This is a genomic window from Cupriavidus sp. UME77 (assembly GCF_014170355.1).
GTDB lineage: Bacteria > Pseudomonadota > Gammaproteobacteria > Burkholderiales > Burkholderiaceae > Cupriavidus > Cupriavidus basilensis.
In genome coordinates, this window is sequence record NZ_LZZU01000060.1 from 184,987 (window position 1) to 200,872 (window position 15,886).

General features: G+C 66.3%; 13 protein-coding genes. 2 read left to right on the forward strand and 11 right to left on the reverse strand.

All coding sequences use genetic code 11. The features are described from left to right. Positions 1-32: 32 nt before the first annotated feature. The 11 genes from carA to gloB form a co-directional block, all read right to left on the reverse strand. Positions 33-1,169 (reverse strand): glutamine-hydrolyzing carbamoyl-phosphate synthase small subunit, encoded by a 1,137-nt coding sequence (gene carA, locus A9975_RS24540; RefSeq protein ID WP_043347616.1) that lies wholly within the window; start codon positions 1,167-1,169, stop codon positions 33-35. Between the two features lie 357 nt (positions 1,170-1,526). Continuing rightward, positions 1,527-1,937: a RidA family protein gene (locus tag A9975_RS24545; protein WP_183035041.1), complete on the reverse strand. Its 411-nt coding sequence runs from the start codon at positions 1,935-1,937 to the stop codon at positions 1,527-1,529. Between the two features lie 76 nt (positions 1,938-2,013). Continuing rightward, complete coding sequence (locus A9975_RS24550; protein WP_183035042.1) at positions 2,014-2,472, reverse strand: thioesterase family protein; 459 nt, start codon at positions 2,470-2,472, stop codon at positions 2,014-2,016. Then, the gene (locus A9975_RS24555) at positions 2,469-4,142 is read right to left on the reverse strand and encodes an AMP-binding protein (protein WP_183035043.1); all 1,674 of its coding nucleotides are present in this window, start codon (positions 4,140-4,142) and stop codon (positions 2,469-2,471) included. The genes A9975_RS24550 and A9975_RS24555 overlap by 4 nt, the downstream gene beginning before the upstream one ends. A gap of 63 nt (positions 4,143-4,205) precedes the next feature. Continuing rightward, entirely contained in the window at positions 4,206-5,369 is a 1,164-nt protein-coding gene (locus A9975_RS24560; protein WP_183035044.1) for an acyl-CoA dehydrogenase family protein, read from the reverse strand. A 15-nt stretch (positions 5,370-5,384) separates the two neighbouring features. Continuing rightward, complete coding sequence (locus A9975_RS24565; protein WP_183035045.1) at positions 5,385-6,236, reverse strand: enoyl-CoA hydratase family protein; 852 nt, start codon at positions 6,234-6,236, stop codon at positions 5,385-5,387. 64 nt (positions 6,237-6,300) lie between these two features. After that, positions 6,301-7,101 carry an SDR family NAD(P)-dependent oxidoreductase gene (locus tag A9975_RS24570; RefSeq protein WP_183035046.1) on the reverse strand — a complete coding sequence of 267 codons (801 nt, stop codon included), beginning with the start codon at positions 7,099-7,101 and terminating at the stop codon, positions 6,301-6,303. A gap of 2 nt (positions 7,102-7,103) precedes the next feature. Beyond that, positions 7,104-9,503: a bifunctional salicylyl-CoA 5-hydroxylase/oxidoreductase gene (locus A9975_RS24575; RefSeq protein WP_183035047.1), complete on the reverse strand. Its 2,400-nt coding sequence runs from the start codon at positions 9,501-9,503 to the stop codon at positions 7,104-7,106. A gap of 198 nt (positions 9,504-9,701) precedes the next feature. Continuing rightward, positions 9,702-11,594: a propionate--CoA ligase gene (locus tag A9975_RS24580; RefSeq protein ID WP_183035048.1), complete on the reverse strand. Its 1,893-nt coding sequence runs from the start codon at positions 11,592-11,594 to the stop codon at positions 9,702-9,704. A 234-nt stretch (positions 11,595-11,828) separates the two neighbouring features. Next, positions 11,829-13,520: a transglycosylase SLT domain-containing protein gene (locus A9975_RS24585; RefSeq protein WP_183035049.1), complete on the reverse strand. Its 1,692-nt coding sequence runs from the start codon at positions 13,518-13,520 to the stop codon at positions 11,829-11,831. 212 nt (positions 13,521-13,732) lie between these two features. Then, entirely contained in the window at positions 13,733-14,536 is an 804-nt protein-coding gene (gene gloB, locus A9975_RS24590) for a hydroxyacylglutathione hydrolase (protein WP_183035050.1), read from the reverse strand. Between the two features lie 10 nt (positions 14,537-14,546). Here gloB and A9975_RS24595 point away from each other — a divergent pair, with 10 nt between their 5' ends. Continuing rightward, positions 14,547-15,338, forward strand: a complete 792-nt coding sequence (locus tag A9975_RS24595; RefSeq protein WP_174423358.1) for a methyltransferase domain-containing protein — start codon at positions 14,547-14,549, stop codon at positions 15,336-15,338. 99 nt (positions 15,339-15,437) lie between these two features. Then, positions 15,438-15,875 (forward strand): ribonuclease HI, encoded by a 438-nt coding sequence (rnhA, locus tag A9975_RS24600; protein WP_150983353.1) that lies wholly within the window; start codon positions 15,438-15,440, stop codon positions 15,873-15,875. Positions 15,876-15,886 lie beyond the last annotated feature (11 nt).

Consider the following 15,886-nt stretch of genomic DNA (forward strand, 5'->3'; position numbering starts at 1 on the left):
CTACGTAACTTCTCGTATTGGCTTGAACGTGCTTACTGGCGTGCGTCCGCCATCATCTTGGTGAAGCGGTCGAACAGGTAAGCCACGTCGTGCGGGCCCGGCGAGGCTTCCGGGTGGCCCTGGAAGCAGAATGCCGGCTTGTCGGTCAGCGCGAAGCCCTGCAGCGAGCCATCGAACAGCGACACGTGGGTGGCGCGCACGTTGGCAGGCAGGGTGTCGGCGTCCACCGCAAAACCGTGGTTCTGCGAGGTGATCACCACGCGGCCGTCGTCGAGGTCCTTCACCGGATGGTTCGCACCATGGTGGCCGAACTTCATCTTCAGCGTCTTGGCGCCGGCGGCCAGGGCCATGATCTGGTGGCCCAGGCAGATGCCGAACGTGGGGATGCCGCGGGCGATGAACTCACGGGTGGCACGGATCGCGTAGTCGCAGGGCTCGGGATCGCCAGGGCCGTTCGACAGGAACACGCCGTCCGGGTTGAGCGCCAGGGCATCTTCCGCGCTGGCTTGCGCCGGCAGCACCGTCACCTTGCAGCCGCGTGCTGCCAGCATGCGCAGGATGTTGAACTTCACGCCGTAGTCAAAGGCCACCACGTGGAAACGCGGCGACTCCAGCTTGCCGTAACCTTGGCCCAGCACCCATTCGGTCTGGTTCCACTCGTACGGTTCCTTGACCGACACCACCTTGGCCAGGTCCATGCCGGCCAGGCCGGGGAAGGAACGCGCCAGGTCGATGGCCTTCTGCACATTGTCCTCGCCAGCCAGGATGCAGCCGTTCTGCGCACCCTTCTCGCGCAGGATACGGGTCAGCTTGCGGGTGTCGATGCCGGCAATCGCCACTACCTTTTCCTGCTTCAGGTAATGGCCGAGGGAATGTTCCTTGCGGAAATTGGAGGCCAGGAGCGGCAGATCCTTGATGATCAGGCCGGCGGCATGGACTTTCGTGGCTTCGACATCCTCAGTATTGACCCCGACATTGCCGATATGCGGATACGTCAAGGTGACGATCTGCCGGGAATAGCTGGGGTCGGTGAGGATTTCCTGGTAACCGGTCAGAGCGGTGTTGAACACCACTTCGCCGATGGTATGGCCGGAAGCGCCAATGGAATAGCCACGAAAGACCGTGCCGTCTGCAAGCGCGAGAATGGCGGACGGAAAAGACGGTAACACGGGTAGGCTCCTGCTGGATTCACCCCGTGACCGACCTGCTCAACGCCTCTTGCCCCGTTTGTCCTGCGGGGCGACAGGCAGCGCGCGGATTGTCGATTTCGTCGACTGGGCACGATGCTTGTCGCCGGGGCCGTTCGCTCGGTGCTCGATACGCCACATAAAGCAATGCGGCGGAGCCAGGGCGAAATGGGGGCGGCGGAAGGTGGAATTCGGTAGGCGCTAGGGTGAGGGGTTCTGAAAGCGAAACTTTTGGATTATACCCCGCGCCACCCATTTTCTCAAGTTATCAAGGACTTGCGGACGCCTCCACCCTCTTCAGCGGGCCCGGCAGCCCGCCGGCATGCCGGGCCGATGTCGTCATTCGCCTGCCGGCACCACGGCGGTCACCTCGATCTCCACCTTGGCGCGCGCCTCCACCAGATCGGCCACTTCCACCGCCGTCATGGCCGGAAAATGACGCCCGATGGTGGCGCGATAGTGCTCGCCGATGGCGCGGTAGGCCGCCACATATTCCACCTTGTCCTTCACATACCAGGTCATGCGCACGATGTGGTCCGGACGCGCGCCGCCCGCCGCCAGCACCGCCACGATATTGCGCAGCGCCTGGCCAACCTGCTCGGAGAAGTCATCGGTCTCGAACTCGCACTGGCCGTTCCAGCCAATCTGGCCGCCGACGAAGAGCAGGCGGCTGCCCACCTGCATTTCTGTCATGGTGCCGTTCGAGTAGCCGCGCGGCGCGGCCCAGTCTGGTGGCTGGAGAATCTTCATGGTCGGTTTTCCGTAACGTAAGAAGTGATCAGGATCCAGGATTGGGATCTTGTTTTTTTGTTTGGCCAGCTTCGCCCTACACGCCGGACGGGCGCATCGGTGCCGCCGCCTGGGCGTCGGGCGCCACGAAGCGCTCCATGGCCGAGCGGACTTCCGGCGGCAGTGCGCGCGACGTCATCTGCCCGGTATCCACGCATACCAGCCGCTGGGCGATCTCCACCCGCACGTCCCCTGCCGGCCCGACAAAGCGCACCTGCAACGAAAAGCTGCTGCGGCCTAGCTGTGTCACGCGCAGCTCCCGCGTCAACAATTCGCCCAGGCGACTGGGCGCGACAAAGCGGGTCGACAATTCCGCCGTCGGCACGCCGGCCTGCCCTGCGCCATGCATTTCGGCGAAGGACCAGCCGAGCGCATCGCGGAACCAGTCCTCGACCAGGTCATTGAGCATCTCGAAGTAGCGCGGGAAGAACACGATGCCGGCAGCATCGCAATCCTTGAAGCGCACCCGCGCGCTGTTGCTGAAGAACTCGTTCACGGCTGCCTCGCACCCTCTGGTGCCCCGCTCTGCTCGGCCATCTGCCGCAGGCGGAAACGCTGCAGCTTGCCGGTCTCGGTGCGCGGCAGCGCATCGACAAAAATCACCTTGCGCGGGTATTTGTACGGTGCGATCTCGGCCTTGACGTAGGACTGCAGTGCCGCGCAAGTCTCGTCGCTTGCCGCCACGCCGGGGCGCAGCACCACATACGCAGCAACAATCTGGCCGCGCTCGGGGTCGGGCATGCCGACCACGCCGCACTCGGCCACCGCCTCGTGGCGCATCAGCGCGCTCTCCACTTCCGGCCCGGCGATGTTGTACCCAGCCGAGACGATCATGTCGTCGGAGCGTGCCTGGTAGTAGTAATAGCCGTCAGCATCCGCCTTGAAGGTATCGCCCGGCAGGTTCCAGCCGTCCTTTACGTAGTTGGCCTGGCGCGGGTCGTCCAGGTAGCGGCATCCGGTGGGGCCGCGCACCGCCAGCTTGCCAACCGTGCCATGCGGCACGGGTTGCATCTGCTCGTCGACGATCTGCGCGATATAGCCGGGCACCACCTTGCCGATGGCACCGGGCCGCACGTCGGCGCCCGCGCTGGAAATAAAGATATGCATCATTTCGGTACCGCCGATACCGTCGGTCATCTCGATGCCCGTGGCCGCCTTCCAGCTCTGGCGCGTGGCGTCCGGCAGCGCCTCGCCTGCCGACACGCTCTTGTGCAGGCTGGACAGATCGTAGCCCGGCGCCAGCGCTGCCATCTGCCGGTAGAAGGTCGGCGCGGTGAACACGATGGTGGCGCGCCAGGACTGAATCAGCGCCAGCAGGCTTTCGGGGGTGAGCCGTTCCGCCAGCACGGTGGAAGCCCCGACCCGCAGCGGGAAGCACAGGATGCCGCCAAGGCCAAACGTAAAGGCCAGCGGCGGCGTGCCGCAGAAGATATCGTCCGGGCCGGGCTTGAGGACGTGGCGGGGAAACAGGTCGCACATCGCGATCACGTCGCGATGGAAATGCACCGTGCCCTTGGGCTGCCCCGTAGTGCCGCTGGTGAAGGCAATCAGGCAGATATCGTCGGCCGCGGTATCGCAGGCTTCGAAGCTGTCGGGCTTGTTCGCCATCGCGTCCTCCACCGAACCGGCGCCGCTGCCGTTGAAGTACAGCGCCTGGGTCAGGCTCGGGCAATGGTGCTCGCCGCCCGGCTTGAGGTTGGCCTCCAGTTCCTCGCGCAGGCGTTCGTCGCACAGCGCGGCGCTGACTGCCGCGCGGTCGATCACCTGCTTGAGTTCCTTCGCGCGCAGCAGCGGCATGGTCGGCACAGCGATCAGGCCCGCCTTGACCACGGCCAGCCAACACGCCGCCATCATCAGGTTGTTTGGGCCGCGCAGCAGCACCCGATTGCCCGGCACCAGCTTCATGTCGCCGGTCAGCACATGGGCAATGCGATTCGATAGCGCAGCAAGTTCGGCATAGCTGACGGTACGGTGCGCGCCGTCTTGCTCGTAGCGGATTGCCACGCGCTCGCCGCGCCCCTCGCGCACGTGGCGCTCGACCAGTTCGAGCGCGCAGTTCATGCGCTCCGGATACCGGGTATCGGCGTTGAACAGGAACGCCGGCCACTGCTGCGGGGGCGGCAGGCGGTCCAGTGCATAGGTATCGAGGTGGGCTGTGCTCGCCATGGTTGTCTCCGCTTCCTTCATTCTGGTGATGCTGGTAAGGGCTATCCGCTCGCGCCGGTCGCGTCAGGCGCGGTGCTGCGCCAGCGTTTCGCGCGCGATGATCAGCTTCTGCACTTCGGTGGCGCCCTCGTAGATCCGCAAGGAACGGATCTCGCGATACAGGCTTTCCACGCGGGTGCCGACCTTGACGCCGAGGCCGCCGAACATCTGCACCGCGCGGTCGATCACCTGCTGCGCGTTCTCGGTAGCCACCATCTTGGCCATGGCGGCTTCGCGTGTGGTGCGCACGCCGGCCACATCGCGCAGCCATGCGGCGCGGTAGGTCAGCAGCGCCGCCGAGTCGATGGCGGTGGCCATGTCGCCGATAGCGGCCTGCGTCAGTTGCAGGTCCGCCAGCACGCCGCCGAACATCGGCCGCGCGGTGGCACGGGCCAGCGCTTCGTCGAGCGCGGCGCGGCCAAAGCCCAGAGAGGCGGCAGCCACCGACGCGCGGAAGATGTCCAGCGTCATCATGGCCACCTTGAAGCCCTGCCCTGCCTCGCCAAGCCTTGCGCTGGCGGGCACCCGGCACTTCTCGAAACGCAGCGTGGCAAGCGGGTGCGGCGCCATCACGTCGATGCGCTCGGCGATGGTCAGGCCCGGCGTGTCCGCATCGACGACAAACGCGGAGATGCCGCGCGCGCCTGGCGCTTCGCCGGTGCGGGCAAAGACACAATAGAAGTCGGCGATGCCGCCGTTGGAGATCCAGGTCTTGACGCCATCGAGCACGTAGTGATCGCCATCCAGCACGGCACGGCACTGCATGGCGGCGACATCGGAACCGGCATCGGGTTCGGACAGCGCGAACGCGGCAATCGCCTCGCCGCGCGCCACGCGCGGCAGGTAACGTTCGCGCATGGCGTCGCTGCCGGCCAGCGTGATCGCGCCGCTGCCCAGGCCTTGCATGGCGAAGGCGAAGTCGGCCAGGCCATCATGGCGAGCCAGCGTTTCGCGCAGCAGGCACAGCGAGCGCGAATCGAGCGTGTCGAGCGCGCCGCCGTAGGCGGCTGGCACGCAGTAGCGCAGCCACCCGGCCGCGCCGAGCTGGCGCACCAGCGCTCGGCAGGCGGCATCGGTGTCGCTGTGGTCGACCTTGAGCGAGGCCGTGGCCCACGCGTCGAGCCGTTGCTCTAGTTCACGGTGCGCGTCGTCGAAGAACGGCAGGCAGAGATAACCTTTGTCGGACATGGCTTGCTATTCCTTTCAGTCGCCTTCGAACACCGGGCGCGTCTTGGCCACGAACGCGTCGTAGGCGCGGCGGAAATCCCGGGTCTGCATGCAGATGGCCTGCGCCTCGGCCTCGGCCTCAATGGCTTCGTCCAGGCCCATATTCCATTCCTGGTGCAGCAGCTTCTTGGTCACGCCGTGGGCGAACGTCGGGCCAGCCGCAATCTGCGCGGCCAGTGCCTGCGCCTCGGCGAGCACAACCTCCGGCGCATGCAGCGCGTTGAAGAAGCCCCACTGCAGCCCTTCTGCCGCGGTCATCGCGCGGCCGGTGTAAAGCAGCTCGCTCGCACGGCCCTGCCCGATCACGCGCGGCAGCAGCGAGCAGGCGCCCATGTCGGCACCAGCCAGCCCGACCCGCACGAACAGGAAGGCGGTCTTGGCCTGCGCCGTGCCCAGGCGCATATCCGAGGCCAGCGCCATCATCGCGCCGGCGCCGGCGCAGATGCCATCGACGGCGCTGACGATGGGCTGCGGGCAAGCCCGCATGGCCTTGATCAGGTCGCCTGTCATGCGCGTGAATTCCAGCAGCTCCGGCATGGTCATGCGCGTAAGCGGGCCGATGATTTCGTGCACGTCGCCGCCCGAGCAGAAATTGCCACCCGCGCCGGTGATGACCACCGTCTTGATGTCGGTGGCGTAGCACAGGCCGCGGAACAGGTCGCGCAGCTCGGCGTAGGAATCGAACGTGAGCGGGTTCTTGCGCTCGGGCCGGTTCAGCGTCACGGTGCCGACCTTGCCGTCGGCCGAGACCGACCACAGGAAGTGCCGCGGCTGGTAGCCGGCGAAGCTGCGCTTGTGGTGGCGCATGTCCAGTGCTATTTCGCTCATCTCGTTTCTCGCTTGTTCGTTCTGATGTTCGTTCTGATTCTGGTTGGCTTGCATGCGTTGGCGATCAACCCGCCATGACTTCGCCGCCGGCCACGGCGATCGACTGTCCGGTAATGGCGCTGGCCGATGGCTGGCACAGCCACGCCACGGCATCCGCGACTTCGTCGGGTTGCACCAGCCGCCCCTGTGGATTGCCTTTGGCCAGTTCGGCGCGGGCCTGCGCCTCGGTACGGCCGGTCTTGCGCACGATGTTGGCGACCGCGTCGCGCACGATGTCGGTTTCCGTATAGCCAGGGCAGACCGCATTGACGGTGACACCACTGCTCGCCGTTTCCAGCGCCAGCGCGCGGGTCAGGCCGATCACGCCGTGCTTGGCCGCGCAATAGGCGCTCACATAGCCATAGCCAACCAGTCCGGCCGTGCTGGCCACATTGATGATGCGGCCCCAGCCATTGGCTAGCATGTGCGGCAGCGCGGCCTGCGTGCAGACAAAGGTGCCGGTAAGGTTGACCTCGAGCATGGATTGCCATAGCGCAAGATCGGTCTTGCCGAACGGCGCACTGCGTGCCTGGCCGGCATTGTTGATCAGCAGGTCGATGGGCCCTGCCTTGCCGACGGCGTCGGCAAAGGCAGCTGCCACACTGTCGGCCTGCGAGATATCCGCCGCCACAGTGCAAAGCATGGCGGGCGACGCGACCGCCTCGGCCAGCGTATCGGCGGTGGCCGCCAGCGTAGCCGCGTCGCGGCCCAGCAAAGTGACGCTAGCGCCGTGCGAGAGCAGGCGGCGCGCAATGGCAGCACCGATGCCGCGCCCGCCGCCCGTGACCAGCGCGTGGCGGCCTTGCAGGGAAAGATGCGCGTTCATGCTCAGTGATCCTCCGGCTGGCGGGCTTGTTTGGCTTGTTGCGCCGCGCGTTCCAGATTGGTCTCGAGCTGGCGCTTGCCGGCCTGGTATTGCTTGGGCCAGGCCAGGTCGCGATGGCCCAGCCGCGCCGCCTCGTGAATGGTCCACGCGGGATCGGCCAGGTGTGGACGGGCAATCGCGCACAGGTCCGCACGGCCCGCGGCGATGATGCTGTCGACGTGATCCGCCTCGAAGATCGCGCCAACAGCGATGGTGGCGATGCCGGCTTCGTTGCGGATGCGATCGGCAAACGGCGTCTGGTACATGCGGCCGTACACCGGTGCCTGGTCGGGGCTCACCTGCCCGGACGAGCAGTCGATCATGTCGGCGCCCGCGGCCTTGAAGGCGCGCGCAATCTCGATCGCGTCGTCGGGCGTGATGCCGCCTTCGACCCAGTCGTGGGCCGAGATCCGCACGGACATCGGGCGCTCCTGCGGCCATACGGCACGCACGGCGGCAAAGACTTCCAGCGGGTAGCGCAGCCGCGCTTGCAGCGAGCCGCCGTATTCGTCGCTGCGCTGGTTGGTCAGCGGCGAAATGAAGCTGGAGAGCAGGTAGCCGTGGGCGCAGTGCAACTCCAGCCAGTCGAACCCGGCTTGGGCAGCGCGCCGCGCGCTGGCCACGAAATCGTCGCGCACTGTATCCATATCGGCGCGGCTCATCTCGCGCGGCACTTGCGAGATGCCCGGCATATACGGCAGCGGCGAGGCCGACATCACCGGCCAGTTGCCTTCGGCGAGCGGATAGTCCATCTGCTCCCAGCCGAGTTGCGTGGAGCCCTTGCGCCCGGCGTGGCCAATCTGCATGGCGATATGCGCGTCGCTGTTGGCGTGCACGAAATCGACAATGCGGCGCCAGGCATCGCGCTGCTCATCGTTCCACAAACCCGGGCAGCCCGGGGTGATGCGCGCATCCGGCGAGGTGCAGGTCATCTCCGCCACCACCATCCCCGCGCCGCCGAGCGCGCGCGCGCCCAGGTGCGTCAGGTGGAAGTCGCCCGGCACGCCGTCCTCGCAGGAGTACATGGCCATCGGCGACACCACCACGCGGTTCTTCAAGGTGACATTGCGCACGCGCAACGGCGTGAACATCGGCGGCACGGCGCGGGCCTCGGCCGCCTGTCCGGTGCTGGTGGCATTGGTGGCATTGGCGACGTTGGCAGCCGCCTGCCCCGCCAGCCAGCGCTCGAAGCCCTCGACGTAGCCGGGGTCTCGCACGCGGAGGTTCTCATGCGAGATGCGCTGCGAGCGCGTCAGCAGCGAATAGGCGAACTGCTCCGGCGCCAAGCCCGCGTAACGCTCGACATTTTCGAACCACTCGGTGGAATTGCGCGCGGCATTCTGGATCTTGAGCACTTCTACGCTGCGGGTGGCCTGGTAGCGCTCCAGCGCCTGCGGCAGCACGTCGGCGCCGCCCGCGCCGGCGTCGCGGATATTGTTGGCCAGGTCGATGGCGTCTTCCAGCGCCAGCTTGGTGCCGGAGCCGATCGAGAAATGCGCGGTATGCGCAGCGTCACCCATCAGCACCACCGGCACGCGGCGGCCATCGGCCAGCGTGTTCCAGCGCACCCAGGTGCCGCAGATCACGCGGGGGAAACGAATCCAGTTGGCGGAGCCGCGCAGGTGCGTGGCATTGCTGATCAGCGCATTGCCATCGAGGTAGCGGGCGAACAGCCGTTCGCAATAGGCCACCCCCTCCTCCTGGCTCATCTGCTCGATGCCGGCGGCACGCCACACGTCTTCGGGCGCCTCGACAATAAACGTCGACGTGTTGTCGTCGAAGCGGTAGGCATGGGCCTGGAACCAGCCGTGCTCGGTTTTCTCGAAGGCGAAGGTGAAGGCGTCGAACAGCTTGCGCGTGCCGAGCCAGACAAAGCGGCACAGGCGGGTATCGATATCGGGCTGAAAGGTCTCGGCATAGCGCCCGCGCACGCGGCTGTTGATGCCATCGGCGGCAATCACGATGTCGGCCTGGTATTGCTGCGCCAGTTCCTGGTCGTCCGTCACGTCGGTCTCGAACACCAGGTGCACGCCGAGCGCTTCGCAACGCGCCTGCAGGATGTTGAGCAAGCGCTTGCGACCGATGCCGATAAAACCATGCCCGCCGGAGCGCAGGGTGCGCCCGCCGATATGGATATCGATATCGTCCCAGTGGTTGAACGCCGCGTTGATCTGCTCCGCGCTGACCGGGTCGGCCTGCTTGAGGTTGTCCATGGTGGCATCGGAGAACACCACGCCCCAGCCAAAGGTGTCATAGGGCCGGTTGCGCTCCACCACGTAGACCTCGTTGGATGGGTCCCGCAGCTTCATCAGCAAGCCGAAGTACAGGCCCGAGGGGCCACCGCCGATACAGAGCACTCGCATTTTTTCGTCTCCTGCGTGCCGGCCGAGCCCCTGGGATTCTGAGTTCCAGGAGCGCCGTGCGGCACATGCGATGCGCGGGAGCGCATCTAGATCATGCCTAAATATTTGACACTTAAAATATTAGTCGGCATGCGTCCCCCTGGCAAGGACAATCTTTTGCGCAGTGCAGCGCCCGCCGGAAGGCAGGCGCCTCAGCCATCAGCCTTGCATCGCCGCCTGCAACTGCGCGAGTGCGGTGGGATCCTCAATCGTGGTCAGGTCGCCCGGGTCACGTCCTTCCGCCACCGCTTGCATGGCGCGGCGCAGCAGCTTGCCGGAACGCGTCTTGGGCAGCGCATTGACAAAGAACACGCGTGCCGGGCGCGCCACCGCCCCCAGTTGCTGGTCCACCGTCTTCATCACGTCGCCTTCCAGCACCAGCCGGTCAGCCTGAGTGGCGATACGACCCGCGTCGCGCACGATCACAAAGGCCATCGCCACCTGGCCCTTGAGCGCATCGTGCACGCCCACCACCGCTACCTCGGCCACTGCCGGGTGCGACGAAATGCTCTCCTCGATCTCGCGCGTGCCAAGACGGTGGCCCGCCACATTGATCACATCGTCGGTACGGCCGAGGATAAAGATATAACCATCCTCGTCCTGCACGCCCCAGTCGAACGTGGAATAGCAACGCCGTCCCGGCACGCCGGACCAATACGTCTTGACGAAGCGTTCGTCGTCGCCCCACACGGTGGTCATGCAGCCCGGCGGCAGCGGCCCGTCGATGGCGACCACGCCCTTTTGCCCCGGCGGGCATTCGGCGCCAGTGGCCTCGTCGACGATCTTCAGGTCGTAGCCGTACACCGGCACGCCCGGCGAGCCGAGCTTGGCCGGCAGCGGGTCAAGGCCGCGCTGGATGGCGATGATCGGCCAGCCCGTCTCGGTTTGCCAGTAGTTGTCCACCACCGGTTTGCCGATGCCCTGCTGGATCCAGCTCGCGGTGGGCTCATCCAACGGCTCGCCGGCCAGGAACAGCAGGCGCAGGCTGGACAGGTCATAGCGCGTGAGCCAGGCCGGGTCCTGCTTCTTCAGCACGCGAATGGCGGTGGGCGCACTGAACATGATGTTCACGCGGTACTGCTCCACCAACTGCCACAGGATGCCGCCGTCCGGGCGGATCGGCGTGCCTTCGTACATGACCGTGGCCATGCCCGCCAGCAGCGGGCCGTAGACGATATAGCTGTGCCCCACCACCCAGCCGATATCGGAGCTGGAGAACATGGTGTCGCCCGCCTTGCCGCAGAAGATGTACTCCATCGAGGCCGCCAGCGCGACCGCGTAGCCGCCGGTATCGCGCTGCACGCCCTTGGGCTTGCCGGTGGTGCCGGACGTGTAAAGCACGTAGGACGGCTCGCTCGATTCGAGCCACACGCACGGCACGCGCGCCGCGCCAACGCGCTCGCGCCAGGCGCCATAGTCTTCATCGCGGCCAGGCGTGAGCGTCATCGGGGAAAGCTGGCGATCCACCAGCAGCACGCGCTCCGCCTTGTGCGTGGCCAGCTTCACCGCCTCGTCCAGCAATGGCTTGTAGGGAACCACCTTGCCGGCGCGCGAGCCGGCATCCGCGCTGACGATCACGCGCGGGCGCGCATCGTCGATGCGCGCGGCCAGGCTCACCGAGGCAAAGCCGCCGAACACGACGGAATGAATGGCGCCAATGCGTACGCAGGCCAGCATGGCAAACGTGGCCTCGGGAATCATCGGCATGTAGATCAGCACGCGGTCGCCCTTTGCCACACCCAGCTGCTGCAGGATCGCGGCCATGCGGTTGACCTCGTCGTGCAATTCGGCGTAGCTGTAGGTGCGGTGCTGGCCGGTTTCAGTCGACACGTAGATCAGCGCGGCCTGGTCCGCGCGCTCGGCCAGATGACGATCGACGGCGTTATGGCAAAGATTGGTGCGGCCGCCGACGAACCACCGGGTGAATGGCGGGCGGCTGTCGTCCAGCACGGTGTCGAAGGGGGTTTCCCAGTCGATGCGGCGAGCCTGTTCAGCCCAGAAACCTTCAGGGTCGCTCAGCGAGCGGGCATGCAAGGCACGGGTAGCCGTCATGGCTTGTCTCCTCCGCTTGGATGCGGGTTGTTGGTTTGTTGGTTTTTTGATTTGCTGCCGCTAGTTTGCCACCACCGGGGCGGCATGGCGCCTGGCATGCCGTGGCCGATCCGGGCCACGGCTTCCCGCAGTCTGGGCATGCCGCCTTACGCAAGGCTTACCCACGATACGCCGCACCAGGCAAAAGGGCGTGCCATTGGCACGCCCTTGATCTGGCTCAAACCCGCTACCGCTTCAGCGAGCGTGCGCCTTGGTCTTCGCCGGCCCTGCCGCCGATTTGCTGGCCGGCTTGGCACTGGCCGGCTTGGCGCTGGCCTTGGCTGCCGAAACGGTCGGCACGGGCTTGGCCGATGACCTTGCCGTGGCCGCGGCGCCCTTGCGCGGGGCGGCTTCGACCGTCACGCGCTGGCGCGGCGCAGCATGCCCCTTGGCCGATCCCCGCACCGGCTCGGGCCGAACGGGGACCAGCGCGGAAGCGGTGGGCGCCGGGTCGGGCGCGCTGGCAAAACGAGCCGCCGAGCGCGCCGGCACCATCAGCACCAGGCTCTGCCCCGCCACCAGCTTGGTGCCGGAGAGCTTGTTCCAGGACTGCACCTGGCCAGCCGACACACCATAGCGATGCGCAAGCGTTGCCACCGTATCGCGCCGCCCGGCCCGCACCACCACGCGGCGTGCGTCGGGCACATCTGGCTCCATGGCCATCGTGGCGCTTTCGGCCAGCGTGGCGCTGATGTCCTGGTTGTGATCCTCGGAGCGCGGCACCACCACCGTGGAGCCGGCCTTCAGCCGCATGCCCTTGGGAATGCGGTTGATCTCGCGAATCGTGTCCGCGTCGATATTCAGCCGCGCCGCCAGCGCCTCGATGCGTTCACGGTTATCCACCGTCACGGCCGTCCAGCTCGACAGGCCGCCACGGTAGGTGTTCAGGTTGTACTGGAAGCGCTCGGCGTTATCGAAGGGCAGCAGGATCTGCGGATTTGCCGCGCCCAGGATCACCGGCCGGTTGAAGGACGGATTGAGCGCCTTGAACTCATCGAGCGGCAGGTTGGCGAGCTTGGCCGCCAGCTTGACGTCGATGTCGCGCGAGGTGGTCACCGTGACAAAGTACGGGTGATCCGGAATATCGGGCAGCTTCACCCCGTACATCTGGGGATTGGCAATGATGTTCTTGACCGCCTGCAGCTTCGGCACGTAATAGCGCGTCTCGTTGGGCATGTTCAGGCTGGCGTAGTCGGTCGGCAGCCCGCGCGCCTGGTTGCGCGCGATGGCGCGCGACACCGCGCCCTCGCCCCAGTTGTACGCCGCCAGCGCCAGTTGCCAGTCGCCGAACATGTCATACAGCCGCTGCAGGTAGTCCAGCGCCGCGTCGGTCGAGGCCAGCACATCCCGCCGCTCGTCGCGGAACATGTTTTGCTTCAGGTTGTAGCTCTTGCCGGTGCTGGGAATGAACTGCCACATGCCGGCCGCCTTGGCGGTGGACTCGGCCTGCGGGTTGAACGCGCTCTCCACGAACGGCAGCAGCGCCAGCTCCGTGGGCATTTTGCGGCGCTCCAGCTCCTCGACAATGTGGTAAAGGTAGCGGCTCGAGCGCCCCACCATCCGTTCCATGTATTCCGGCCGCTGCGCGTACCACTGCGTGCGATCGTCAACCAGCGTGCCTTCCAGGTCCGGCATGCCGAAGCCGCGGCGGATGCGGTCCCAGATGTCGCTCGACGGCCCGCGCAGCCAGTCCAGGCTGTCGCGGTCCACGTTGATGACACCTGCGCTGTTGATCGAATTGAGCGGATCGGGCTTGGAAATCGCAGGCCTGGAAGCGGAGGCGGTCGCTGTGGCGCCATCGGCGCCCTCGGGCGGAGTGGGCGTGCTGGCACACGCTGCAAGCAGCGCGGCACACGCAACTACCGCCAGTAATCGACCAATTTTCATTAAGTTCTCAAATCGTGACGCTAAAAATTTGCCTGATGCTAAGAAAAAGCGGCTTTCGCGTCAATGAAATTCTCCCTGCCGCGGCACCGGGCCGAGGCCAGCAGGGACGTATCGGGTAGGTGAAAAACGCCGTCCCGGCCAAGCGCGCCCAAGGCTTGCGGCCACACGGACGGACGTAACGGCAAGCGGGAATCAGCGCAAATTAGCGCAAATTAGCGGAAATTATCTTTCCAGCCGCGCAGCGCGCCAAAGGCCGCCGCGTCATTGCCGGCCACCCCGCCAGCGTGGGCCGCCACCGCCTCGCGCACCGCGGGCACGCGCGAGCGCAGGAAGGGATTGACCTCGCGCTCCTGCGCGATGGTGGTCGGCACGGTCGGTGTGCCGGCCGCGCGCAATGCATCCACGCGTGCCTCCCAGGCTGCCAGCTCGGCATTATGCGGCTCCACCGCGCGGGCGAACCGCACATTGCTGCGGGTGTACTCGTGGGCGCAGTACACCCGGGTGGCGCCGGGCAGCGCCGCCAGCTTGTCCAGCGACGACAACATCTGCGCCGGCGATCCCTCGAACAGGCGGCCGCAGCCGCTGGCAAACAGCGTATCGCCGCAGAAAACCGACGGCCCCGCGCCCGGCAGGTCCGCCACGTACGCGACATGACCGGCGGTATGGCCCGGCACGTCGAGCACCTTGAGCTGCAGCGACGGGTGCGCCACCTCCACGGTGTCGCCCTCGCGCACCGCCACGGTACGGGCGCCGATGCGCTCGCCGGCCGGGCCGATGACCGGCAACGGGGCACCATCCGGCGCGGTGGGATGCGCCGCCAGCAGCCCGGCCACCCCGCCCTGGTGATCGCCGTGGTGATGGGTGATTACAATAGCGCCCAGCGTCAGCCCCTCGCGTGCCAGGAAGGCTTCGACCGGCGCGGCTTCGCCCGGGTCGACCACGGCGGCGCAGTGACCGTCGTGGATTGCCCAGATATAGTTATCCTGGAATGCGGGAATCGGCTCCACCTTCAACATGCGTGCTCCTATGTCCAAGCGTCCGATTATAAATTGGGAAGACTGGCTTGCCTCGCCACCCGGGCAATACATGCTCCAGTGGGAGCAGGCGCAGTACGACCGGACCGTCGTGGATATCTTCGGCTACCACGCGGTGCAGCTCGGCCTGCCGCACATCGACACCCTGCGCGAGAACCGCATGCCGTTCTCCGCACTAGCGCTCGCCCCCGGCAACGGACCCCACGGCCCACGGGCTCAGGCCGATTCGCGCCAGTTGCTGTGCCGCTTCGACGAACTGCCGTTCGAGACGCAAAGTATCGATCTGATCACCCTGCCCCACATCCTGGAGTTCTCGGAAGACCCGCACGAGGTGCTGCGCGAGGTGTCCCGCGTGCTGATGCCGGAAGGCCGGGTGGTGGTGACCTGCTTCAACCCCATGAGCCTGTGGGGCGCCCGCCAAGGCCTCAAGCGGCTCGGCGCCGATCCATTCCTGCCCAATGACAGTCAGTCCATCGGCTTCGTGCGCATCAAGGACTGGCTCAAACTCCTGGGTTTCGATATTATCCGCGGCCGGTTCGGCTGCTATTGCCCGCCATACCACACGGAGCGCTGGCTGCAGCGCGCCGCCTTCATGGAGAAGGCCGGCGACCGCTGGTGGCCGATCTTCGGTTCAGTCTATATGATCTCGGCGGTCAAGCGCGTGCGCAATATCCGCCTGGTCGGTCCCGCCTGGAAGAGCCCCAAGGCTGCCCTGTCGCCAGTCGCCGCGCCGGTGGCAACCCCCACGGGCACCCACGGCAAGTCACCCGGCGACGAGCATTAAGCGCCATCCAAGCGCTGCCGCCCCCCAATCACCCCGGTTGGCCCCGCCTCATCGCGGTGCCAACCTTAGCTTAGCCAATACCCAATGGAACCCAGCGAAATCGAAGACGTCATTATCTATTCGGACGGCGCCTGCAAAGGCAACCCCGGGCGCGGCGGCTGGGGCGCCGTGCTGGTGTCCGGCACCAACGAGAAAGAGCTGTTCGGCGGCGAAGCCCTCACCACCAACAACCGCATGGAAATGACGGCCGTGATCGAGGCCCTGCGCGCGCTCAAGCGCCGCTGCCGGATCAAGGTCTACACCGACTCCCAATACGTGCAGAAGGGCATCGGCGAATGGCTGCCGGGCTGGAAGGCCCGCGGCTGGAAGACCGCCGACAAGAAGCCGGTAAAGAATGCCGACCTCTGGCAGGAAATGGACAAGCTCGCGCAGCAGCACGACATCACCTGGCACTGGGTCCGCGGCCACAACGGCCACCCCGGCAACGAACGCGCCGATGCCCTTGCCAACCGTGGCGTCGACTCGCTCAAGGGATAAAGCCGGCCCCG